Below are 20,050 nucleotides of genomic sequence, written 5' to 3'. Positions count from 1 at the left end.
GCAAATCGCCTGACGCTAAAACCGTAAAAGCCAGTCCAATGGACTGGCTTAGTAGCAATTTTTCTTTACGGCTATGGGCTAGGGTCGTTTACGCCCGGTAAACAGGCTGACCAAAAACAGAATGATCCCCACCACGAACACAATTTTCGCTGCGCCGGCTGCAGTACCCGCCAGTCCACCAAAACCGAGTGCGGCGGCAATTAACGCGATAACCAGAAATATGATGCCCCATCGAAACATATGCTTCTCCTTTACCATAGTTAATTTCACCGCTTGATATGAGCGCTCAGGCTGCCCATCGGCGATATTTTCAGTGTGGTGCACAACACGCCTCCCGACAAACGTCAGGAGGACGAATTAAGTCTAATTACTGAGTTTTGAGATCGTTTTTGACGCTTTTCACGCCATCAATCGCTTTGGCGATGCTCTCAGCACGATCGCTTTGAGCCTGTGAATCGACGGTGCCTGAAAGTTGCACTACGCCATCGGTGGTCTCAACTTTCACCTTGCGGGAAGGGACGATATCATCGGCCAGCAGCTTGGCTTTTACCTCACTGGTGATTGCCGTATCGCCCGCATAACCTTTTACAGAGGTGTCTTTGCTATCGCGCACGTGCAGTTTGTCGCTAACGGAGGTCACACCCTCAACGCCTTTCGCCACTTTCACCGCTTCTTCGGCCTGTGCCTGGCTTTCAACAAACCCGCTTAGTGTCACCACCTTTTGATCTGTTTTGACGGAAATATCGGTGCTCTTAATACTTTCGTGGTCCACCAGCGCGGCTTTTACTTTCGCGGTGATGGTGCTGTCATCCATGAAATTACCGACTTTGTTCATAGAGCTATCGACTTTCTGCCCCGCACTTTCGACGCCGGATTGCGCTTTATCCATCGTGGCGTTTTCTGCATAAGCAGAACCCGTTGCAACAGCGGAGGTCAGCATCACGGCCAGCAGCGTTTTAGAAATCTTAAGTCCTGTCATTGTCATCGATGTATTCCTGTATGTTTTGCTAAAAGCTATGCTCTGCCGTTACACGGCCTGAACCAGCAACTAATCTTGTAAGTGGAATAAATATCAGCAATAGACGCTGCAACAGGCAGCCTAAAAAGCATTTAACGCCGATATTTATGTCACCACATTGTTAAATATAGTTCACGATTTCGTGATCGCAGTCAGAATTGATTAAAAAACAGGCAAACAAAAGAAAAACGCGAGGTTTTAAGAACATTCCGCAAGGGATTTAAAAGACAGGAAAAGTTGCAGGACACGGTGGATACCGTGCCCTGGGAGGTCGATTAGTGTTCGCGTGTTTTACGGAACTGAACGTCCGGGTAACGTTCCTGAGTGAGATTCAGGTTAACCATGGTTGGTGCGATATAGGTGAGGTTATCGCCGCCATCCAGCGCCAGCTGAATTTCGTTCTTACGCTTAAATTCTTCGAATTTCTTCACGTCAGAACATTCTACCCAGCGCGCAGTCGCCACGTTGACAGATTCATAAATCGCTTCAACGTTGTACTCGCTCTTCAGACGTGAAACCACCACGTCAAACTGCAGCACACCGACAGCGCCCACGATCAAATCGTTATTGGCGATCGGACGGAATACCTGCACTGCGCCCTCTTCTGACAGCTGAACCAGCCCTTTCAGCAGCTGTTTCTGCTTCAATGGATCCTTCAGGCGAATACGACGGAACAGCTCCGGTGCGAAGTTCGGAATACCGGTGAACTTCATCATTTCGCCCTGTGTAAAGGTATCGCCGATCTGGATAGTGCCGTGGTTATGCAGACCGAGAATATCGCCCGGATACGCTTCTTCCACATGAGAACGGTCACCGGCCATAAAGGTGAGTGCGTCGGAGATCACCACGTCTTTACCAATGCGCACCTGGCGCATTTTCATGCCTTTCTCATACTTGCCGGATACCACACGCATGAACGCCACGCGGTCACGGTGTTTCGGGTCCATGTTGGCCTGAATTTTAAACACGAAACCGGTGAACTTCTCTTCTGAGGCTTCGACGACGCGGGTGTCGGTTTTACGCGGCATCGGCGCAGGCGCCCACTCCACTAAGCCGTCCAGCATATGGTCAACGCCGAAGTTACCCAGCGCGGTACCGAAGAAGACCGGGGTGATTTCGCCCGCGAGGAACAGCTCATGGTCGAACTCATTGGACGCGCCCTGCACCAGCTCCAGCTCGTCACGCAGCTGCTGCGCCAGGTCTTCACCCACGGCAGCATCAAGTTCCGGGTTGTTCAGACCTTTAACAACACGCACTTCCTGAATGGTGTGTCCTTTACCGGTCTGATACAGGTAAGTTTCATCTTTATAAAGGTGATAGACACCTTTGAACAACTTACCGCAGCCAATCGGCCAGGTGATTGGCGCACAGCCGATTTTCAGTTCGTTCTCGACTTCATCCAGCAGCTCCATCGGATCGCGGATGTCACGGTCGAGTTTGTTCATAAAGGTCAGGATCGGCGTATCGCGCAGACGGGTAACTTCCATCAGCTTACGGGTACGATCCTCGACGCCTTTTGCGGCATCGATAACCATCAGGCAGCAGTCCACCGCCGTCAGAGTACGATAGGTATCTTCGGAGAAGTCTTCGTGCCCCGGGGTGTCCAGCAGGTTCACCAGGCAGTCATGATACGGAAACTGCATCACAGAGGTGGTAATTGAGATACCACGCTGCTTTTCCATTTCCATCCAGTCAGATTTTGCATGCTGGCTGGAGCCACGGCCTTTTACCGTACCGGCGGTCTGAATGGCCTGTCCGAATAACAGTACCTTTTCAGTAATTGTCGTTTTACCGGCATCCGGGTGAGAAATAATGGCAAAAGTGCGGCGTTTGGCCACCTCTTGCAAATAAGGAGACAACGTCATAGTCAAATCTTCTTAGGTAAGCACGGCAACGGGCCGGGCAAGTTGAATACGAAAAATTGCGGCTATTTTACCCATCAACGGGGGGGAGGCAATCAGTGTTTACACAGGAGCTGCTCCAGTTCGCTTAATGACGCTACGGTCCAGGTCGGCTGAATGCCCGCTGGCTGCTCGCGGTGGTGCGTATTTAGCCAGCAGGTGGATAGCCCGGCGTTAATGCCGCCAAGAATATCGGACTCTGCGGTGTCACCCACCATCAGCACGCGAGAACGGTCAGGATTACCCGCCTGCTCCAGCGCATGGTCAAAAATACGGGGGTCGGGTTTTGCCACCCCAACCTGCTCAGAAATCACCAGCAGGTCGAAATAGTCGCGCAGCCCCGTCCGCTCAAGGCGGATTTGCTGCAACGCGGTAAAGCCGTTAGTAATGATGCCTATTTTCGTTTTATCACGAATCGCATTGAGCAGAGAAACCGCCCCCGGCAACGGTGAGCAGATCTCCGCCATCGCATTGATGAATGCGTCATTAAGCTGGCCCGGTTCAACCTTCAGGCGTTCGGCCCAGCTCTGAAAACGGGCATGCTGCAGTTGTAATGAGGTAATCGCGCCGTTTTGGTAATCCACCCACAGCGGTTTATTCACGGCCTGGTAGTCCTGAAAATCTTCAGCGGTAAAGGTAATGCTATAGTCGAGAAACATCCGCTGTAAGCCGGTAAACGAGTCAAACGTAAACAGCGTTTCGTCGGCATCAAAGAAAATCCAGTCCCACTTCTTCATCATTACACCTTGTCTTACATGCTGATTGGCAACGCCATGATGATGGCGTCTTCGTGACCATCGGCCGTTGGATAGTAGTTGCGACGGATCGTCGCCTCGTTAAAGCCTAAGCTTTCGTACAGCGCGATAGCGGCCGCATTCGAGGCGCGCACTTCAAGCCACAGGGTCAAAATGCCACGCTTTTCCAGCTCATCGATCAGGTGCTCCAGCAGCTCACGCCCCAGGCCCCGGCGCTGAAAGTCAGGATCGACGGCGATATTGAACAACGTCGCTTCATCCAGTACGACCTGCGTAATTGCAAAGGCGGCCATCACGTCGTCAACCCTCAACTGAAAATTGAGGTAGCGATCGCCCTGGTTGCTGGCAAATGTTTTTTCACTCCACGGAAAAGCGTGGGCGCGTTTTTCAATCTGAAATGCTGCGGGTAAATCAGTCGGCTCGAGGGAAGAAATCGTGTTCATATGCGCAGATTTGTTGCCATAACGCGGCGCGTGCCGCTGGGTTTTCCCGTAATTCATTAAACGCAGGACTCTCGACCTGAGCGCCCTCCAGCAGCAGCGGCTCTTCGGTTCCCAGCCGCCAGCTATTACAGCGACTGCCTTGCGGCAGCATGGCGACACGGTCAGGCGTCAATTGTAAAACCTGATCCGGGCTAACGGTTAATGCACGTAAAATATCGCTGATCAACGGTTCGGTTAGCGCGGGTAACTGTGCAGCAACCATCACCAAACGGACATGCGCAGGAATGGAAATCGCGATCTCGCCCTGCAGTGCGCCAGGACGACGCAACGACCACTGCGTAATGCCCAGTTGCTGTAACTGCCAGTCTCGTCGGGATGTCATAGCGAAACACTCCTGTCTATCAGGGGCGCAAATATAGCAAATTTGTCGAATCCGTGCCATCAAACAACTATAATCCCCCGCTGTACAATTTAAGGAGCATTCCATGTCTGCTTTTACCCCGGCAAGTGAAGTCTTGCTGCGCCACAGTGATGATTTCGAACAAAGCCATATTCTGTTTGCCGGTGATTTGCAGGATGACCTGCCTGCCCATTTTGAAAGCGCCGCAAGCCGTGCGCACACCCAGCAACTTCACCACTGGCAGGTGCTTAACCGCCAGATGGGCGACAACGTCCGCTTCAGCCTCGTCGCGCAGGCCGATGACGTTGCCGATAGCGATACGCTGATCTACTACTGGCCGAAGAATAAGCCGGAAGCCCAGTTCCAGTTGATGAACATTCTGTCGCTGTTACCGGTGGGCACCGATATTTTTGTTGTCGGAGAGAATCGCAGCGGTGTACGTAGCGCAGAGCAGATGCTGGCCGAATACGCACCGTTAAACAAAGTCGACAGCGCACGTCGCTGTGGCCTGTACCACGGTCGTCTGGAAAAACAGCCGGTCTTTGATGCAGAAAAATACTGGGATGAATACCAGACAGAAAATCTGACCATCAAAACGCTGCCGGGCGTCTTCAGCCGTGACGGTCTGGATGTTGGCAGCCAACTGCTGCTCTCCACGCTGACGCCGCACACCAAAGGCAAAGTGCTGGATGTCGGCTGTGGCGCAGGCGTTCTCTCCGTCGCCTTAGCCAGTCACTCGCCGAAAGTGCGCTTAACCCTGTGCGATGTTAGCGCCGCCGCCGTTGAAGCCAGCCGCGCAACGCTTGCAGCCAACGGCATTGAAGGTGACGTCATCGCCAGTAACGTCTTTTCTGACGTGACGGGTCGTTTTGATATGATCATCTCCAACCCGCCGTTCCACGACGGTATGCAGACCAGCCTTGATGCCGCACAAACGCTGATTCGTGGCGCAGTGCGTCATCTCAACAGCGGTGGTGAACTGCGTATTGTGGCGAACGCCTTCCTGCCTTATCCGAAGGTTCTGGATGAAGTGTTTGGCTTCCATGAAGTTATCGCGCAGACCGGACGTTTCAAGGTCTATCGCACTGTGATGACGCGCCAGGCGAAAAAAGCCTAACGGCTGTAGGCCAGATAAGGCGTTTACGCCGCCATCCGGCGTGACACCGAGCAACGCCGGATGGCGCTATCGCTTATCCGGCCTGCATAAAACGCCAAAAACCGAAGAAACGCCTTTTTTTTCGGCAATCACGTTAAGTTCGAAAATTAACTGTTGACGCCCTGCATAAAATCTCTAGAATTCGCCCCCGTGGTAACGATACTTTTTGAGTGTCGATGGTATGCGAAGGTGGCGGAATTGGTAGACGCGCTAGCTTCAGGTGTTAGTGTCCTTTCGGACGTGGGGGTTCAAGTCCCCCCCCTCGCACCATAATCCACGTTGATATTGCTCGCACTGGGCGAAGGTGGCGGAATTGGTAGACGCGCTAGCTTCAGGTGTTAGTGTCCTTAGGATGTGGGGGTTCGAGTCCCCCCCCTCGCACCAACGAGGCGATATCAAAAAAATAAGATGACTGTGCGAAGGTGGCGGAATTGGTAGACGCGCTAGCTTCAGGTGTTAGTGTCCTTAGGATGTGGGGGTTCGAGTCCCCCCCCTCGCACCAATTATCTTATTTCCCTCTCGATTTCCTTCTCTGTTTTGTTCATCCCTGATTCCAGTTCATCATTACCAAAACAATGCCACCAATCAGTGCCGCGCATGAAGGTAACAAAACAAAGTGACGTAAACGTTTGTGGTACAGCATGAGCGAAGTCAGCAGTAATCCTAATACAATCATCACCTTCCATACGTAGACCGACAGGTCGCTATATGCCATCCCGGCAATCAGCATTCCCGGCAGCAGAACACCCCATCCACTGCCCAGCGTACGTTGCAACATGATTTCACCTATGACATTGATAATGATAACCAATATCATATGATAAAATTTCTCATTTGTCAGCCGTGAAGCACTATCAATTATATGAGTTTTACTTAACGATTGATGACATGAATAATCCAAGGTGATAAATTGCTCACCGGTTAGATCTTCAACTAAAAACAATAAAAACCTCTGCGAATGATACCCCGTTCGTTATTTGTTTTATTTACCAACACACCTTCGTACATTGCAGATAACTAACAATATTTACCTATGACAGTACAATCCTGGCGAACTCTGCGCACAAAAAAATACCAACTCTCTTTACGACTGTTTCTGCTGCTCAACGCAGTCTCCGCGCTGTTTACGCTTTTTTTCCCACTGTTTGCGGTCAAAGCCTTATCAGTACCGGCGTTGCTGATGCTGGTGATGAGTACACTGCTGCTGGTATGGCATGGGAAATACGCGGATAAAAGAATTAATCTCCCTTTTATTTCAATCGTTTTTGGCTTGTTATGGGCGTTACATATATTCTTGAAATATAATGCTCTAGGTCAGAATGATTATTATTTCCTGTTAATAGCGCTGCTCAGCGTACTGTTTATTGGCTCTATCGCTTTTGCCAATAATATCATCGCGTTTACGCTCCACTCACTCCCCTCCGTCGCTGTTTGTTTATGGCTTAACGGCAGCGAACATGGTTTGCGGATTTTCTATTTTATGGCGCTGCCTATGGCCGGTATCGCCATTCAGCATGTGATACAAAAGCGCTACGATGGATTCGCTCAGCAACTGATGTACAAACTGCTGGAGGAAAGGGAAACCCTGAACGGGCTCAGCATGCTCGACCCGCTAACCGGTTTGTATAATCGCCGGGGGCTGCAACACCGGCTCGATACGCTGTTGGCTCTGAGTAATTCGAGGCACTTCGTTCTGCTGCTGGATATCGACCATTTCAAATCCTATAACGATCATTACGGACATATGATGGGCGACCAGGCGTTGATCCGTGTTTCTGCCGCCATCCGAGACTCCGTACGCTCCCGGGACGTGGTGGCGCGTTTTGGCGGTGAAGAGTTTATGATTTTGCTGACCGCGGTCGATCCACAGCAGGCCCAGGCTGCCGCCGAACGTATCCGCCAGAAAGTGTACGATCTTAAAATCCCTCACATGTTTAATGAGAGCGTGGCAACCAACGTAACCGTCAGTATCGGCATTGCACCTCTGGTAGAACAGGATATTGATGCTGCTATCGCCAAAGCGGATAAAGCCCTTTACGAGGCCAAGAATCTTGGGCGTAACAATACCCTGGTCAGCGATGAGCTGCGGGTAAACTGCCCCTCTACCTGAGCTTTCTGTGCGCTGCCGCTCGGGATGGCGACAAAGATCTTGCCATCGCTCAATGTCAATTATAGGATTAGCAATCATTATCATTAAGATTAACATCCTTATATCGACATGGCTTATCGTTCCGCACCGATCGTTGAAGATGTCATCTGGCGTAGCCATCTCCCCTCAGAGATGCCCTCGCTGGCTGCTGCCGTACGCACAACGATAGCCAAAACTCGCGAGCACCTGCTGGACTTCATTCGTCTTGACGAAACGCCTGTGCCAGGTGCAATGACGCTGCATGAATGGACGCAACCGGCGACGCTTAGCTCGCTGCTGGCCGTTTATTCAGACCATATCTATCGCAACCAACCCACGCTACCCCGCGAAAATAAGCCCCTGATTTCTCTTTGGGCGCAATGGTATATCGGCCTGATGATGCCTCCGTTAATGGTGGCCCTACTGACGCAAAAAGAGGCTATCGACGTCTCTCCTGAACATATGCGCGTAGAGTTTCACGAAACGGGCCGTGCGGCCTGCTTCTGGATCGACGTCCATCAGGATCACCAGGCAACAGCTCTGTCCCCTCAACAACGCATGGAAACGCTGATTCTCTCAGCGCTGACGCCGGTTGTGCAGGCGCTGGAAGCGACGGGCGAGATCAACGCGAAGCTTATCTGGAGCAACACCGGATATTTAATTCACTGGTATTTAACGGAAATGAAGCCGTTGCTAGGTGAGGAACTGCTGACCACGCTGCGCCAGACCTGCTTTTTTGAGAAACAACTCTCCTGCGGTCAGGATAACCCTCTGTGGCGAACCGTTGTTCCGCGCGAGGGGCTGTTAGTACGCAGAACCTGCTGCCAACGCTATCGCCTGCCTGACGTTCAGCAATGCGGAGACTGCACGCTGAAGTAAGCGAGGAGCCGTAGCCCCTCGCCAGATATTTATGCAACCTGCTGGTTTTCCTCTTCCATACGCTGCGCTTCTTCTTTTTCCTGCGCCAATAGCTGCTTTTCGTAGACCTTAAAGAATGGGAAGTAGATAACGGCCGACACTAGCGCCAACAGCACCACCAGAATAGCCGCACGATAATCCCAGCCTAATGCCCATGCCGCGCCAACCGGTGCCGGTGCTGTCCAGGGAACCACTGAAATGACCCGCCCAATTAAATCCAGTTTCATCGCCGCCCAGGCCAGTACCGCATTCACCATTGGGGCCAGCAGGAAGGGGATAAAAAACACCGGGTTCATGACAATCGGCGTACCAAAAATCACCGGTTCGTTAATATTAAAAATGCTGGGGACTACGCTCAGACGCCCAATCGAGCGTAGATGAGCCGAACGACTACGCAGATAGCAAATCACCAACCCCATCGTTGCACCTGACCCTCCGACCACAATAAAGAACGTCCAGAACGCTTCCATAAAGATATGCGGTAACGGCGCGCCCTGCGCCAGCGCCGACTGGTTCATCCCAAGATTAGTTAGCCAGAACATTTGCAGCATTCCCGACACAATTGCCGCGCCGTGAATACCCGCAAACCACAATAGATGTCCAATCAATACCGCCAGAAGTATCGCCGGGAGAGAATCTGCAGCCGACACCAGTGGTTTAAAGATGGCCATAATGGCCTGAGGGATCAGCATGTCAAACTGCGACTGTATCACCAGACTCAGCGGGTACAGCGTCAGTACTACCACCAGCACCGGGATCAGCAGATCGAAAGAGTTTTTGATCATCGGCGGCACCTGATCGGGTAAACGGATGCCGATGTTGTGCGCCTTCAGGAAGCGCATCATTTCAACACAGTAAATGGCCACCAGGATGGCGGTGAAAATCCCCGTTCCTCCCAGGCTATCAACCGGCATTGTGCCTTTGGTTTTTGGCGCGGCAATCAGCAAAAAAGCCATGATTGATAGCATCGCACACATAAACGGATCTAACTGATGGGACTTCACATAGTGCTTGCCCAGGTTATAAGCAATAGCCGCACATATGTAGACCGACATAATCCCCATCGTCATATCAAACGGTGTGAGGATTTGGCCTTCAAACTGTTTTGCCAGATCCAGCCACGCGCGAGCAAATCCCCAGGTGGTATCCGGAGAAAAAGGCGGATAGGCAAAAACCAGCAGAAAAGAGCCTACAATCATAAAAGGCATCGCCGAAATAAAACCGTCGCGAATGGCCATTACATGTCGTTGCGAAGAGATGCGCCCGGCAACAGGGCTGACGTAATTTTCAACAAAGCGGAAAATCACGTTAAACACAGCATGGTTAGTAGACATAGCCGTTCTCCCGTTGTGCAAAACCCTGCAACCGTGCTGGCATCAACACCGCCACCACGTAAAGCCCATTACCACTTTTCGCAACCGTGCCGGGAGGAACACCAGCGCTACCGCTTTTCGAGTTAAGTTTCATAGATGGCTCTTATTATGTGATACAGAGGAAGTGACAACTTCAGTATTAATCGTCATTTCAGCATTCTGCAACCGGTTACTGTAACCGGTTTCTTTGATTGTGAAGACGATCGAAAAACTGCTAATGTTGCTATGTTGTTACAATAAAATATTTACAGTGTGGTTGCCCCTATGACAAATTACATCCTGCAGTTTTCTGCTGTGCAGGGCTATCTGTAAGCGATAGGGAGAGAAGAATGAGTTTGCAATCAGTACGCCAATTCCTGGCGCAACATGCACCAGATATCGAGATAATCGAATTAAACCAGAGCACAGCAACCGTTGATCTGGCAGCAAAAGCCCATAACGTTGAACCTGGCCAAATAGCGAAAACACTTTCGCTAAAGGTGAAGAACGATATCATCCTGGTCGTGGCAAAAGGCGATGCCCGACTGGATAATAAAAAGCTTAAGAGTACGTTCGGTGCCAAAGCCCGAATGTTAAGTAGTGATGAGGTCGTGAACGCGACGGGGCACCCCGTTGGCGGCGTTTGCCCCTTCGGATTAGAAACACCGATATCAGTGTACTGTGATGTTTCTCTGAAACACTACGCTGAAGTGCTGCCTGCCGCAGGTGCCATCCACAGCGCGGTTCGCATCACGCCTGAAAGGATGGTTGAACTGACTTCTGCCACCTGGGTTGACGTGTGTCAGTAATGTTTCACGCGCTAAACCGGCTGCCAAGCCCGGCAAGAAACACGTCAACGTTGCCCGTCACGAAACCGCCTGCATAAAAGGCGCTGGCTCGCCGGCACGCAGATACAACAGGATGTCGGCGGCATCCAATAACCCGGCATCCGAGCTGACCCCCAGTTTGGACATCACATTAAATTTGTGTGCCCGAATGGTTTTGATGTTCCGTTCAAGCTGAACAGCAATCTGTGGCATCGAATAACCATTCGACATAAAGCGCAGTATTTCTCGTTCTGTCGGGCTGAGCATACGGCTTTGATTAATATACCAATGGTTTTTCGTGCCTTCGGTTCCCCGACCAGGGCTGCTTAACGCCGTAAATAACGCGTCCTGCAACAACGTTAACGAAGAAGCTTTACTCACAACGCCATCTAACGGCAAGGGGGATAGGGAACCAATTAAACGCGCTTCAGCGTCATCATCGGCAATCACCACACGGCGAATCCGCGGATAATTTATCGCCAGCTCCGTTAAATAGGTCAACCCTGCTCTTCGATCGGTTCTGATTGCAGAGAGGGAAAAAATAACTGCCGAAAACGACATCTTTAACATTGCCTGGCTAAAAGCGGGCTGGTTTGAAAAGAGATGAAGTTTATATTGGTCATCCGGCATGGTATTAAATAAACTCTTAATACCCACGCTGCTCATCGTGCACTTTTCTACCAGCGCAACGTTTCTTTTGATGATTCTGCTTTCCATTCCGTGGTTTCTCCATAAACTGAAGGTAAATTAAGTTCTCGCGATCCTTGAGAACTATTTATCCAGGCATACATTTCTGCATTGCTATTTATCGACAAGCGACGCATAGCGCTATTCTTTTGGGCACTGATTGTTTTATTGCTTTTTTTCAGCAACGCCGCAATCTGGTTAATCCCCCATCCTTTCCCAAGGAGGCGCAATACTTTTCTTTCAGAGAGAGTGAGAACGATAGATCGTGCGCTATGGTCTAACAATTGCGGCATAGCAGGCGGAGAGAGCAGCGCCTTGCTTATTCTCTCTGCTCGTGTATTTCCCGCGTGAATGACATTCACTAAACTTCCAATCGGCTCGGCGTCAGAGAGCAGCGAGCTGACAGGACACATCAGTAGTTCAACCGCCAGAGGATAAAAGATACGAGATACGAGAAATACCCAGTGAATATCACGGTATTGAGATAATAAAGAATAATATTGTTCGCAAACTGCACGTGGATGATTGCAGTCTCCGGTTAAATCAGCAATTACCAAATCAGCACACCGTAGCTGTAATAACGTCAGTTCTTCAACAGAACGACAGTAGGTAAGTTCGTAATCGGAGAACTTTCCCTGCATTATACCTTTAAGCCCAGTTTGTATAATCGGTGATTTACTAATAATAATTGCGTTTTTGCAGCGTCCTGGCAACATATCCCCTCCACACTCACCAGTCCGCAATCGTACTTAATTAAATTCTCCCGGGTGGATTAATAATCTTAACTCACAGGAAAATACTCCGAACAATAAGCGGGGTGAATTGTTATCCTTGGTATTTATTTCAAAAAGTATTGACGGCACCATCCAAATAGCGCCAAATTCTAAGCTATTATTGCACAATTACGTATAAATACATTATCTGTACAATTATAATAACTACAATAGATCGTTAGCATGGCTTACGTATTTGCCATCCGGGAAAATAGCGCTACATTTCAATCATGTCTCCCTCTCGTACCTTAGCGAACGGGGGCGTTAAGATGCCACAACCGTATCACCTGTGTCTTTTTTCGACACAAAGATTGATCTTAGCCAGAGCCAGCGGGCTCATGCTTCATGATAAAAAGAAGACATTCGTCACTCAAAGAGATCCTTTTCAGTCAGAGCGAGCCATGCAAACAGAGCAGTCGTCACAGCGAACGGTTACACGGTTATGTATTCAATGCGGACTTTTTTTACTTCAGCATGGGGCAGAAAGCGCTCTGGTTGACGAGTTATCCACCCGACTCGGGCTGGCACTTGGCATGGATAGCGTAGAAAGCGCCATCTCCTCTAACGCTATCGTCCTGACCACCATTAAAGACGGGCAATGCCTGACATCAACGCGAAAAAATCAGGATCGCGGCATTAATATGCACGTCGTGACGGAAGTGCAGCACATTGTCATTTTGGCGGAACATAAACTGCTGGATATTAAAGGGGTAGAGAAACGCTTTAGCCAGATTAAGCCGCTACGCTATCCAAGATGGCTGGTCGCCTTCATGGTCGGTTTGTCCTGCGCCTGCTTTTGTAAACTCAATAACGGCGGATGGGATGGTGCGGTGATCACCTTTTTCGCCAGCATGGTGGCAATGTATATCCGTCAGATTCTGGCATCCCGGCATTTGCACCCACAAATTAACTTTTGCATCACCGCGTTTGTGGCGACAACGATTTCTGGTCTGCTGCTGACGCTACCGACGTTTAGCCACACCCCGACCATCGCCATGGCCGCCAGCGTGCTGCTACTGGTTCCGGGCTTTCCGCTGATCAACTCCGTCGCGGATATGTTTAAGGGACACATTAATACCGGGCTCGCCCGCTGGGCAATTGCCAGTTTGCTGACATTGGCAACCTGCATTGGCGTGGTCATGTCGATGACCTTATGGGGGCTGCGCGGATGGGCGTGATCGATTTCATATTGGCGTTAATGCAGGACATGATCCTGTCGGCGATCCCGGCGGTAGGCTTTGCCATGGTATTTAATGTCCCTCATCGGGCGCTCCCCTGGTGTGCGTTACTCGGCGCGCTCGGCCACGGTTCGCGAATGGTGATGATGAGCGCAGGGTTTAATATCGAATGGTCGACTTTTATGGCATCGCTGCTGGTCGGCTGCATTGGGATCCAGTGGTCGCGTTGGTATCTGGCACATCCGAAAGTCTTTACCGTTGCGGCAGTGATCCCGATGTTCCCTGGGATCTCCGCTTACACCGCCATGATCTCGGCGGTAAAAATCGGTCATTTTGGCTACAGCGAAGCGCTGATGATCACCCTGCTGACCAATTTCCTGAAAGCCTCATCGATCGTCGGCGCGCTCTCCATCGGACTATCCGTGCCAGGATTATGGCTGTATCGCAAACGCCCACGCGTTTGACGGTGCACTTTCTTTAATGCCCTGCAGAGAGGGGAATCTCCCCCTCATCTGCTGCTCTCCTTCTTCTCTGTGTTACTATAAAAGCAGTCCCCTTCTCGGTTGTTGTTCAGTATTGAGAAACATTATGCCCTGCAAAATTTTGACGCCAGACGTCACTAGCATTGACGCCTTACTACACGATCACCACGCCGTGCTGGCCAAGTCTACGGGTGGCGCCGTAGCCGTATTCGCTAACAATGCGCCAGCGTTTTACGCGGTGACGCCTGCGAGACTGGCTGAGCTGTTGGCGCTTGAGGAGAAACTGTCACGCCCGGGAAGCGATGTGACATTAGATGATCAATTTTATGAAGAGCCGCAAGCCGCTCCCGTTGCCGTACCAATGGGGAAATTTGCGATGTACGCTGCCTGGCAGCCTGATGCCGACTTTCAGCGTCAGGCCGCTTTATGGGGCGTAGCGTTGAGAGAGCCGGTTACTGCTGAAGAGCTGGCCTCATTTGTTGCCTACTGGCAGGCTGAAGGAAAAGTCTTTCACCATATTCAGTGGCAGCAAAAACTGGCGCGCAGCATTCAGATTGGACGGGCCAGCAATGGCGGAATGCCAAAGCGCGATGTGAACAGCGTCAGTGAACCTGACAGCCACATTCCACCGGGTTTTAGAGGATAACGATGAAAAACGTTGGCGACCTGATGAAACGTCTGCAAAAAATGATGCCACCTAATGTCGAGCCCGCCTTTAAAACGGGCGAAGAACTGCTGGCATGGCAAAAAGAGCAAGGTGAAATTCGTGCCGCAGCGCTGGCCCGCGAAAACCGGGCTATGAAAATGCAGCGCACATTCAACCGTTCCGGTATCCGTCCGCTGCATCAGAACTGTTCGTTCGAAAACTATCGGGTAGAGTGCGAAGGTCAGATGAACGCCCTGAGCAAAGCCCGCCAGTATGTTGAAGAGTTTGACGGCAACATCGCCAGCTTTATCTTCTCCGGCAAACCCGGCACCGGCAAAAACCATTTAGCCGCCGCCATCTGCAACGAACTGCTGCTGCGCGGCAAGTCGGTATTGATCATTACCGTGGCCGATATCATGTCGGCGATGAAAGAAACGTTCAGTAATCGTGAAACCAGCGAAGAACAGCTGCTCAACGATCTGAGCAATGTGGATCTGCTGGTGATCGACGAGATCGGCATGCAGACCGAATCCCGCTATGAAAAAGTGATCATTAATCAGATTGTCGATCGCCGTTCGTCCTCAAAACGTCCGACCGGTATGTTAACTAACAGCAATATGGATGAAATGAACAAGCTGCTGGGTGAGCGCGTGATGGATCGTATGCGCCTTGGCAACAGTCTGTGGGTCATTTTTAACTGGGAAAGCTACCGTAGTCGGGTAACCGGGAAAGAGTATTAAGGTATTAGGAACACTCCTAAGACAGGCAGCGCTATACTGCGCTGAAAAGGCATAACACGAGTTGCATATAATGATGAAAACTACCAAACGTCTGCTGTGCTGTGCGCTTGCCGCCAGCACGCTCATATCTACCAGCGTTTTCGCCGCCTCCTGGCAGGATTCGCTCTCCAGCGCGGCCAGTGAGCTGAGCAAACAAAGCTCCGGCTCGCAAAGCAGCTCGTCTCTCTCTTCCCTGACCAGCCTGCTGAATGGCAGCAATCAGTCTTTGACCTCCAGCAGCATGAATAACGCAGCCGGGATCCTTGAATATTGCGCGAAACAGAAGCTGGCTTCGGTCACCGACGCGCAAAACGTCAAAAACCAGGTACTGGATAAACTGGGACTCAGCGCGCCTGAGCAGAAACAAGATACCAACTATATGGACGGTATTCAGGGTCTGCTCAACGCCAAAGATGGTCAACAGCTGAACCTGAGCACGATCGGTAACAGCTCACTGGCACAGCAGGTAAAAACCAAGGCTTGCGATCTGGTGTTAAAACAGGGCATGAACTTCATTTCCTGACGCACGACATGCCGCGTATAACCTGCGCGGCATCTATTTATTTTCGACAATACATTCACATTCCAAATAAACAGTATTTCTCCACAAAAACGCGCATATCTAAACCAATTCTGAATAACAACGTAATTTAATGTCACTACAATTGCAGCAATGTAACAACGCTATTACATTGTTCTCTCACCAAATGATTAGCCTGCCAGGCAATTGCCCGGTTTACTGAGGATCGACCGTTGTCAGAATTAATCTCCATCACTCTGTTTCTCGCTTCAGTGCTGATTTATGCCTGGAAAGCGGGTCGCAACACCTGGTGGTTTGCCGCCACGTTAACGGTGCTGGGGATTTTTATTGTCTTGAATATCACGCTTTATGCCAGTGACTATTTCACCGGCGACGGGATCAATGACGCGGTTCTCTATACGCTGACCAACAGCCTGACCGGCGCAGGCATCGGCAAATATATCCTGCCGGGCGTTGGGATCGCGCTGGCGCTGACTACCGTTTTTGTCGCTCTCGGCTGGATCCTACGCCGCCGTCGCCATCATCCACATCATGTGGGTTACAGTCTGCTGGCCCTGCTGCTGGCGCTGGCCTCCGTTGACGCCAGCCCGGCGTTTCACCAGATAACCGAACTGGTGAAGTCGCAGTCACGCGATGGCGACCCGGATTTCCCGACGTATTATAAAGAGCCATCGAAAACCATTCCCAATCCGAAGCTGAACCTGGTGTATATCTACGGTGAGAGCCTCGAACGCACCTATTTTAATAACGACGCGTTCCCGGATCTGACCCCGGAACTCGGCGCGTTGAAAAACGAAGGTCTGGATTTCAGCAACACCATGCAGCTGCCGGGTACGGATTACACCATCGCGGGCATGGTCGCCTCCCAGTGCGGTATTCCGCTGTTTGCGCCGTTTGAAGGCAACGCCTCTGCGTCGGTTTCAAGTTTCTTCCCTAACAATATTTGTCTGGGCGATATCCTGAAAAACTCCGGCTATCAGAACTACTTTGTGCAGGGTGCCAACCTGCGCTTTGCTGGCAAAGACGTGTTCCTGAAATCTCACGGCTTTGACCATCTGTATGGTGCGGAAGAGTTAAAAAGCGTGGTGGCGGACCCGACCTATCGTAACGACTGGGGCTTCTACGACGATACCGTGCTGGACGAAGCGTGGAAAAAATTCGAAGAGCTTTCGCGCTCGGGCCAGCGTTTTTCACTGTTTACCCTGACCGTGGATACCCATCATCCGGATGGATTTATCTCCCGTAGCTGCAACCGTAAACGTTATGACATCGACGGGAAGGCCAACCAATCGTTCAGCGCGGTCAGCTGCAGCCAGGAAAATATTGCCGAATTTATCAATAAAATCAAAGCATCGCCGTGGTTTAAAGATACCGTTATCGTGGTGTCTTCCGATCATCTGGCGATGAACAACACCGCATGGAAGTATCTGAACAAGCAGGACCGCAACAACCTGTTCTTCGTACTGCGCGGCGATCAACCGCAACAGGACACGCTGGCGGTAAAGCGTAACACGATGGATAACGGCGCAACGGTACTGGATATTCTCGGCGGCGATAACTTTATCGGCCTTGGCCGCAGCAGCTTGTCGAGCGAATCCGTCTCGGAAGTGTTCCTGAACATCAAAGAAAAAATGCTGGCGTGGAAGCCCGATATCATTCGCCTGTGGAATTTCCCGAAAGAGATGAAAGAGTTCACCGTCGACCAGGACAAAAATATGATCTCTTTCTCCGGCAGTCATTTCCGCCTGCCGCTGCTGCTGCGCGTATCGGACAAACGCGTCGAGCCGCTGCCGGAAAGCGAATACTCGGCCCCGCTGCGCTTCCAGCTGGCAGATTTCGCCCCACGCGATAACTTCGTCTGGGTCGATCGCTGCTACAAAATGGCGCAACTGTGGGCGCCGGAGCTGGCACTCTCTACCGATTGGTGCGTATCACAGGGGCAGCTGGGCGGACAGCAAATCGTACAGCACGTCGATAAAGCCAAGTGGAAAAGTAAAACCGTATTTAAAGACACGGTGATCGACATGGAGCGCTATAAAGGTAACGTCGATACGCTGAAAATTGTCGATAACGACATTCGCTACAAAGCAGATAGCTTCGTTTTCAACGTGGCGGGCGCGCCGGAAGAAGTCAAACAGTTTAGCGGCATTTCACGCCCCGAATCCTGGGGACGCTGGTCCAATGCGCAGCTCAGCGAAGAAGTAACGATTGAGTACAAAGCCCCGCTACCAAAGAAATTCGATCTGGTCATTACCGCGAAAGCCTTCGGTGACAATGCCAATCGTCCGATCCCCGTGCGCGTTGGCAACGAGGAGCAGACGCTGGTGTTAGGCCATGACGTCAGCACCACCACCTTACATTTTGATAACCCGGCGGATGCCGATACGCTGGTAATTGTTCCACCCGATCCGGTCGCCACCAACGAGGGCAATATTCTCGGTCACTCACCGCGTAAGCTGGGGATCGGGATGGTTGAAATCAAAGTAGTGGCTCAGGGTTCGTAACATGAAAGGCCTGATAGCGCTTTGCTTATCAGGCCTATCGTGAACCGAATGTATTGTCTGAAAAAAAAACAGCGCCCAACACCACACCGGGCGCTGCATGGCAACCTTATTCCAGACCGTTCACCGCCTGGCGCATACCCTGCACCAGAATCATCTCCAGATTGGCCGTCACCTGCCCGGCGAGCCCAGGTAACAACGTCAAATCCTCTCCCCAGTGCGCCGCATCGCCGAGCACGGCATCCACCAGTTCACGCAGCGTTAAATCATTGCCAACTCGCGGCCACAGGCTGGCATACAGGCTTACCCACTGCTCATCATCCTGTATCGGATAGCGTTCCCCATCGCGCTCTGCACGATAAAACGCCAGCAGCGCAGCGAGGGCAAACGTTAACCGCACGGGCCAGCGCCCATTGTGCTGACCCGCCAGCAGCTGCGGCAAAATTCGGGTGCGGAATTTGGTCATCCCGTTAAGCGCAATGGAAAGCAACTGGTGGCGAATGTAGGGGTTCTGAAAACGCCCGCTCACCGCATCGGCAAATTCACGCAATTCGTCCGCTGGGAGATCCAACACCGGAATAATCTCCTCACTAATCGCCCGCTCGACAAAGCGGCGGACATCAGCATCCTGCATCGCCTCGCCAACGGTCTCCAGCCCGCACAGCCACGCGACCGGCACCAGAGCCGTATGCGCACCATTGAGGATAGCGACCTTGCGCTCTTTGTACGGTTTGATATCGCTCACCACACGGATATTCAGTGGACACTGCGCCAGCTTCAGCTCCTCTGCCAGCCACTGCGGCCCCTGGATCACAAACAGGTAAAAATGCTCCGCGGTATCGAGAAACGCATCGTGATAGCCAAGCGTAGCCTCCAGCGTAGCGGCTTCTTCGCGCGGGTAGCCGGTGACAATGCGGTCGACCAGCGTGGAACAGAACGTGTTTGCCGTCTCCACCCAGTCGGCAAATGCCGGAGGAAGCTGCCACTCCTGCGCATAGCGCAGCACCAGGGTTTTGAGCGCCTCACCGTTATAGTCGATAAGCTCGCATGGGATAATTACCCAGCCCTTATCCACCGCGCCCGCAAAGTGGTTAAAACGCTCCAGCAGCAGGCGTGTCAGCTTGGCCGGAAAACTCACCGGCGGCGCATCATCCACACGGTCCGCTGCGTGATAGCTAATTCCGGCTTCGGTGGTATTCGAAAGCACAAAACGGATGTCCGCATTGTGCGCCAGCGCCAGATACGCCGCGAAATCCTGATACGGGTTGATTTCGTTATTCACCGAGCGGATAAGCCGAGCCTCACTCACTGCCTCACCCTGCTCGTTTAGCCCGCGAATAAGCGTGGTATACAGCCCGTCCTGGGTATTCAGCGACGGCGGAAAATCGGTATTGATCGGGCGAATGATGGTCACGCCAGCGTTCAGATCGGTTTGCTCGTTGAGGATATCCAGTTGCCAGTCAACAAACGCCCGCAGGAAGTTACCTTCACCAAACTGGATCACGCGCGTTGGGTAGCAGGCCCCCGGAAAATCACGTCGATTCAATGTCTTCATCGCATTTCTC

22 protein-coding genes and 3 tRNA genes are annotated in these 20,050 nt (G+C 51.5%); 13 read left to right on the top strand and 12 right to left on the bottom strand.

Features of this window, described 5'->3' with window-relative positions; genetic code table 11:
* Window positions 1-78 precede the first annotated feature (78 nt).
* From OGX96_RS01615 to holD, 6 genes are all read right to left on the bottom strand, one after another.
* Complete coding sequence (locus OGX96_RS01615) at window positions 79-240, bottom strand: DUF1328 domain-containing protein (RefSeq protein ID WP_003019081.1); 162 nt, start codon at window positions 238-240, stop codon at window positions 79-81.
* Between the two features lie 127 nt (window positions 241-367).
* Window positions 368-985 (bottom strand): molecular chaperone OsmY, encoded by a 618-nt coding sequence (osmY, locus tag OGX96_RS01610; RefSeq protein WP_071446017.1) that lies wholly within the window; start codon window positions 983-985, stop codon window positions 368-370.
* A 308-nt stretch (window positions 986-1,293) separates the two neighbouring features.
* The gene (prfC, locus tag OGX96_RS01605; protein WP_003829982.1) at window positions 1,294-2,883 is read right to left on the bottom strand and encodes a peptide chain release factor 3; all 1,590 of its coding nucleotides are present in this window, start codon (window positions 2,881-2,883) and stop codon (window positions 1,294-1,296) included.
* A 92-nt stretch (window positions 2,884-2,975) separates the two neighbouring features.
* Window positions 2,976-3,656 carry a pyrimidine 5'-nucleotidase gene (gene yjjG, locus OGX96_RS01600; RefSeq protein ID WP_008786125.1) on the bottom strand — a complete coding sequence of 227 codons (681 nt, stop codon included), beginning with the start codon at window positions 3,654-3,656 and terminating at the stop codon, window positions 2,976-2,978.
* Window positions 3,657-3,670: 14 nt separating this feature from the next.
* Window positions 3,671-4,117 (bottom strand): ribosomal protein S18-alanine N-acetyltransferase, encoded by a 447-nt coding sequence (gene rimI, locus OGX96_RS01595; RefSeq protein WP_003829985.1) that lies wholly within the window; start codon window positions 4,115-4,117, stop codon window positions 3,671-3,673.
* On the bottom strand, window positions 4,086-4,499 hold the full coding sequence (gene holD, locus OGX96_RS01590; RefSeq protein ID WP_003829988.1) for a DNA polymerase III subunit psi: 414 nt from the start codon (window positions 4,497-4,499) through the stop codon (window positions 4,086-4,088). The genes rimI and holD overlap by 32 nt, the downstream gene beginning before the upstream one ends.
* A 103-nt stretch (window positions 4,500-4,602) precedes the next feature.
* On the opposite strand from holD, the gene rsmC reads away from it, so the two are divergent.
* The 4 genes from rsmC to OGX96_RS01570 all read left to right on the top strand — a co-directional run bounded on the left by rsmC (window position 4,603) and on the right by OGX96_RS01570 (window position 6,175).
* Window positions 4,603-5,634, top strand: a complete 1,032-nt coding sequence (gene rsmC / locus OGX96_RS01585; protein ID WP_286582096.1) for a 16S rRNA (guanine(1207)-N(2))-methyltransferase RsmC — start codon at window positions 4,603-4,605, stop codon at window positions 5,632-5,634.
* Window positions 5,635-5,856: 222 nt separating this feature from the next.
* A tRNA-Leu gene (locus tag OGX96_RS01580) sits at window positions 5,857-5,943 on the top strand.
* Between the two features lie 28 nt (window positions 5,944-5,971).
* A tRNA-Leu gene (locus tag OGX96_RS01575) sits at window positions 5,972-6,057 on the top strand.
* 32 nt (window positions 6,058-6,089) lie between these two features.
* A tRNA-Leu gene (locus OGX96_RS01570) sits at window positions 6,090-6,175 on the top strand.
* 39 nt (window positions 6,176-6,214) lie between these two features.
* Here OGX96_RS01570 and OGX96_RS01565 read toward each other — a convergent pair.
* Window positions 6,215-6,451 (bottom strand): DUF1435 domain-containing protein, encoded by a 237-nt coding sequence (locus OGX96_RS01565; protein WP_003019100.1) that lies wholly within the window; start codon window positions 6,449-6,451, stop codon window positions 6,215-6,217.
* 255 nt (window positions 6,452-6,706) lie between these two features.
* Between OGX96_RS01565 and OGX96_RS01560 the strand changes: the two genes are divergently transcribed.
* Window positions 6,707-7,783: a GGDEF domain-containing protein gene (locus tag OGX96_RS01560; protein ID WP_003829994.1), complete on the top strand. Its 1,077-nt coding sequence runs from the start codon at window positions 6,707-6,709 to the stop codon at window positions 7,781-7,783.
* 108 nt (window positions 7,784-7,891) lie between these two features.
* Window positions 7,892-8,680, top strand: a complete 789-nt coding sequence (fhuF, locus tag OGX96_RS01555; protein WP_286582093.1) for a siderophore-iron reductase FhuF — start codon at window positions 7,892-7,894, stop codon at window positions 8,678-8,680.
* Window positions 8,681-8,709: 29 nt separating this feature from the next.
* Here the strand turns inward: fhuF and OGX96_RS01550 are convergent, their stop codons facing one another.
* Both OGX96_RS01550 and OGX96_RS01545 read right to left on the bottom strand, forming a co-directional pair.
* Window positions 8,710-10,053, bottom strand: coding sequence for a PTS cellobiose transporter subunit IIC (locus tag OGX96_RS01550; protein ID WP_003829998.1), 1,344 nt, complete (start codon window positions 10,051-10,053; stop codon window positions 8,710-8,712).
* Window positions 10,043-10,186 (bottom strand): hypothetical protein, encoded by a 144-nt coding sequence (locus OGX96_RS01545; RefSeq protein ID WP_020996240.1) that lies wholly within the window; start codon window positions 10,184-10,186, stop codon window positions 10,043-10,045. The genes OGX96_RS01550 and OGX96_RS01545 overlap by 11 nt, the downstream gene beginning before the upstream one ends.
* A 235-nt stretch (window positions 10,187-10,421) precedes the next feature.
* Here OGX96_RS01545 and OGX96_RS01540 point away from each other — a divergent pair, with 235 nt between their 5' ends.
* Window positions 10,422-10,880 (top strand): YbaK/EbsC family protein, encoded by a 459-nt coding sequence (locus OGX96_RS01540; protein ID WP_048236181.1) that lies wholly within the window; start codon window positions 10,422-10,424, stop codon window positions 10,878-10,880.
* A 57-nt stretch (window positions 10,881-10,937) separates the two neighbouring features.
* Here OGX96_RS01540 and bglJ read toward each other — a convergent pair whose 3' ends face one another.
* Both bglJ and OGX96_RS01530 read right to left on the bottom strand, forming a co-directional pair.
* Entirely contained in the window at window positions 10,938-11,615 is a 678-nt protein-coding gene (gene bglJ, locus OGX96_RS01535) for a DNA-binding transcriptional activator BglJ (RefSeq protein ID WP_286582090.1), read from the bottom strand.
* On the bottom strand, window positions 11,576-12,301 hold the full coding sequence (locus tag OGX96_RS01530) for a helix-turn-helix transcriptional regulator (RefSeq protein ID WP_286582088.1): 726 nt from the start codon (window positions 12,299-12,301) through the stop codon (window positions 11,576-11,578). Before OGX96_RS01530 ends, bglJ begins: the two co-directional genes overlap by 40 nt.
* Before the next feature lie 458 nt (window positions 12,302-12,759).
* Here OGX96_RS01530 and OGX96_RS01525 point away from each other — a divergent pair, with 458 nt between their 5' ends.
* From OGX96_RS01525 to opgB, 6 genes are all read left to right on the top strand, one after another.
* On the top strand, window positions 12,760-13,536 hold the full coding sequence (locus OGX96_RS01525; protein ID WP_032942309.1) for a threonine/serine exporter family protein: 777 nt from the start codon (window positions 12,760-12,762) through the stop codon (window positions 13,534-13,536).
* Complete coding sequence (locus OGX96_RS01520) at window positions 13,527-14,000, top strand: threonine/serine exporter (RefSeq protein WP_020996241.1); 474 nt, start codon at window positions 13,527-13,529, stop codon at window positions 13,998-14,000. The genes OGX96_RS01525 and OGX96_RS01520 overlap by 10 nt, the downstream gene beginning before the upstream one ends.
* A gap of 124 nt (window positions 14,001-14,124) precedes the next feature.
* Complete coding sequence (gene dnaT / locus OGX96_RS01515) at window positions 14,125-14,664, top strand: primosomal protein DnaT (protein WP_286582086.1); 540 nt, start codon at window positions 14,125-14,127, stop codon at window positions 14,662-14,664.
* A gap of 2 nt (window positions 14,665-14,666) precedes the next feature.
* Window positions 14,667-15,404, top strand: a complete 738-nt coding sequence (dnaC, locus tag OGX96_RS01510; RefSeq protein WP_003019133.1) for a replicative helicase loader DnaC — start codon at window positions 14,667-14,669, stop codon at window positions 15,402-15,404.
* A gap of 70 nt (window positions 15,405-15,474) precedes the next feature.
* The gene (locus tag OGX96_RS01505; RefSeq protein ID WP_100271548.1) at window positions 15,475-15,966 is read left to right on the top strand and encodes a YjjA family protein; all 492 of its coding nucleotides are present in this window, start codon (window positions 15,475-15,477) and stop codon (window positions 15,964-15,966) included.
* Between the two features lie 230 nt (window positions 15,967-16,196).
* A complete protein-coding gene (gene opgB, locus OGX96_RS01500) occupies window positions 16,197-18,488 on the top strand; it encodes a phosphatidylglycerol--membrane-oligosaccharide glycerophosphotransferase (RefSeq protein WP_008786114.1) in 2,292 nt (763 codons plus the stop codon).
* A 106-nt stretch (window positions 18,489-18,594) separates the two neighbouring features.
* On the opposite strand, the gene OGX96_RS01495 is transcribed toward opgB, so the two are convergent.
* Window positions 18,595-20,040, bottom strand: a complete 1,446-nt coding sequence (locus OGX96_RS01495) for a tagaturonate reductase (RefSeq protein ID WP_286582083.1) — start codon at window positions 20,038-20,040, stop codon at window positions 18,595-18,597.
* Window positions 20,041-20,050 lie beyond the last annotated feature (10 nt).

The sequence above is a fragment of the Citrobacter sp. Cpo100 genome, assembly GCF_030332595.1.
Classification (GTDB): domain Bacteria; phylum Pseudomonadota; class Gammaproteobacteria; order Enterobacterales; family Enterobacteriaceae; genus Citrobacter; species Citrobacter portucalensis.
This window is presented reverse-complemented; position numbering and strand designations above follow the sequence as displayed.

Bases quoted from the DNA above. Each gene is read 5' to 3' on its own strand.
- OGX96_RS01615 (WP_003019081.1), bottom strand. From the start codon at position 240: ATGTTTCGATGGGGCATCATATTTCTGGTTATCGCGTTAATTGCCGCC.
- osmY (WP_071446017.1), bottom strand. From the start codon at position 985: ATGACAATGACAGGACTTAAGATTTCTAAAACGCTGCTGGCCGTGATG.
- prfC (WP_003829982.1), bottom strand. From the start codon at position 2,883: ATGACGTTGTCTCCTTATTTGCAAGAGGTGGCCAAACGCCGCACTTTT.
- yjjG (WP_008786125.1), bottom strand. From the start codon at position 3,656: ATGAAGAAGTGGGACTGGATTTTCTTTGATGCCGACGAAACGCTGTTT.
- rimI (WP_003829985.1), bottom strand. From the start codon at position 4,117: ATGAACACGATTTCTTCCCTCGAGCCGACTGATTTACCCGCAGCATTT.
- holD (WP_003829988.1), bottom strand. From the start codon at position 4,499: ATGACATCCCGACGAGACTGGCAGTTACAGCAACTGGGCATTACGCAG.
- rsmC (WP_286582096.1), top strand. From the start codon at position 4,603: ATGTCTGCTTTTACCCCGGCAAGTGAAGTCTTGCTGCGCCACAGTGAT.
- OGX96_RS01565 (WP_003019100.1), bottom strand. From the start codon at position 6,451: ATGTTGCAACGTACGCTGGGCAGTGGATGGGGTGTTCTGCTGCCGGGA.
- OGX96_RS01560 (WP_003829994.1), top strand. From the start codon at position 6,707: ATGACAGTACAATCCTGGCGAACTCTGCGCACAAAAAAATACCAACTC.
- fhuF (WP_286582093.1), top strand. From the start codon at position 7,892: ATGGCTTATCGTTCCGCACCGATCGTTGAAGATGTCATCTGGCGTAGC.
- OGX96_RS01550 (WP_003829998.1), bottom strand. From the start codon at position 10,053: ATGTCTACTAACCATGCTGTGTTTAACGTGATTTTCCGCTTTGTTGAA.
- OGX96_RS01545 (WP_020996240.1), bottom strand. From the start codon at position 10,186: ATGAAACTTAACTCGAAAAGCGGTAGCGCTGGTGTTCCTCCCGGCACG.
- OGX96_RS01540 (WP_048236181.1), top strand. From the start codon at position 10,422: ATGAGTTTGCAATCAGTACGCCAATTCCTGGCGCAACATGCACCAGAT.
- bglJ (WP_286582090.1), bottom strand. From the start codon at position 11,615: ATGGAAAGCAGAATCATCAAAAGAAACGTTGCGCTGGTAGAAAAGTGC.
- OGX96_RS01530 (WP_286582088.1), bottom strand. From the start codon at position 12,301: ATGTTGCCAGGACGCTGCAAAAACGCAATTATTATTAGTAAATCACCG.
- OGX96_RS01525 (WP_032942309.1), top strand. From the start codon at position 12,760: ATGCAAACAGAGCAGTCGTCACAGCGAACGGTTACACGGTTATGTATT.
- OGX96_RS01520 (WP_020996241.1), top strand. From the start codon at position 13,527: ATGGGCGTGATCGATTTCATATTGGCGTTAATGCAGGACATGATCCTG.
- dnaT (WP_286582086.1), top strand. From the start codon at position 14,125: ATGCCCTGCAAAATTTTGACGCCAGACGTCACTAGCATTGACGCCTTA.
- dnaC (WP_003019133.1), top strand. From the start codon at position 14,667: ATGAAAAACGTTGGCGACCTGATGAAACGTCTGCAAAAAATGATGCCA.
- OGX96_RS01505 (WP_100271548.1), top strand. From the start codon at position 15,475: ATGATGAAAACTACCAAACGTCTGCTGTGCTGTGCGCTTGCCGCCAGC.
- OGX96_RS01495 (WP_286582083.1), bottom strand. From the start codon at position 20,040: ATGAAGACATTGAATCGACGTGATTTTCCGGGGGCCTGCTACCCAACG.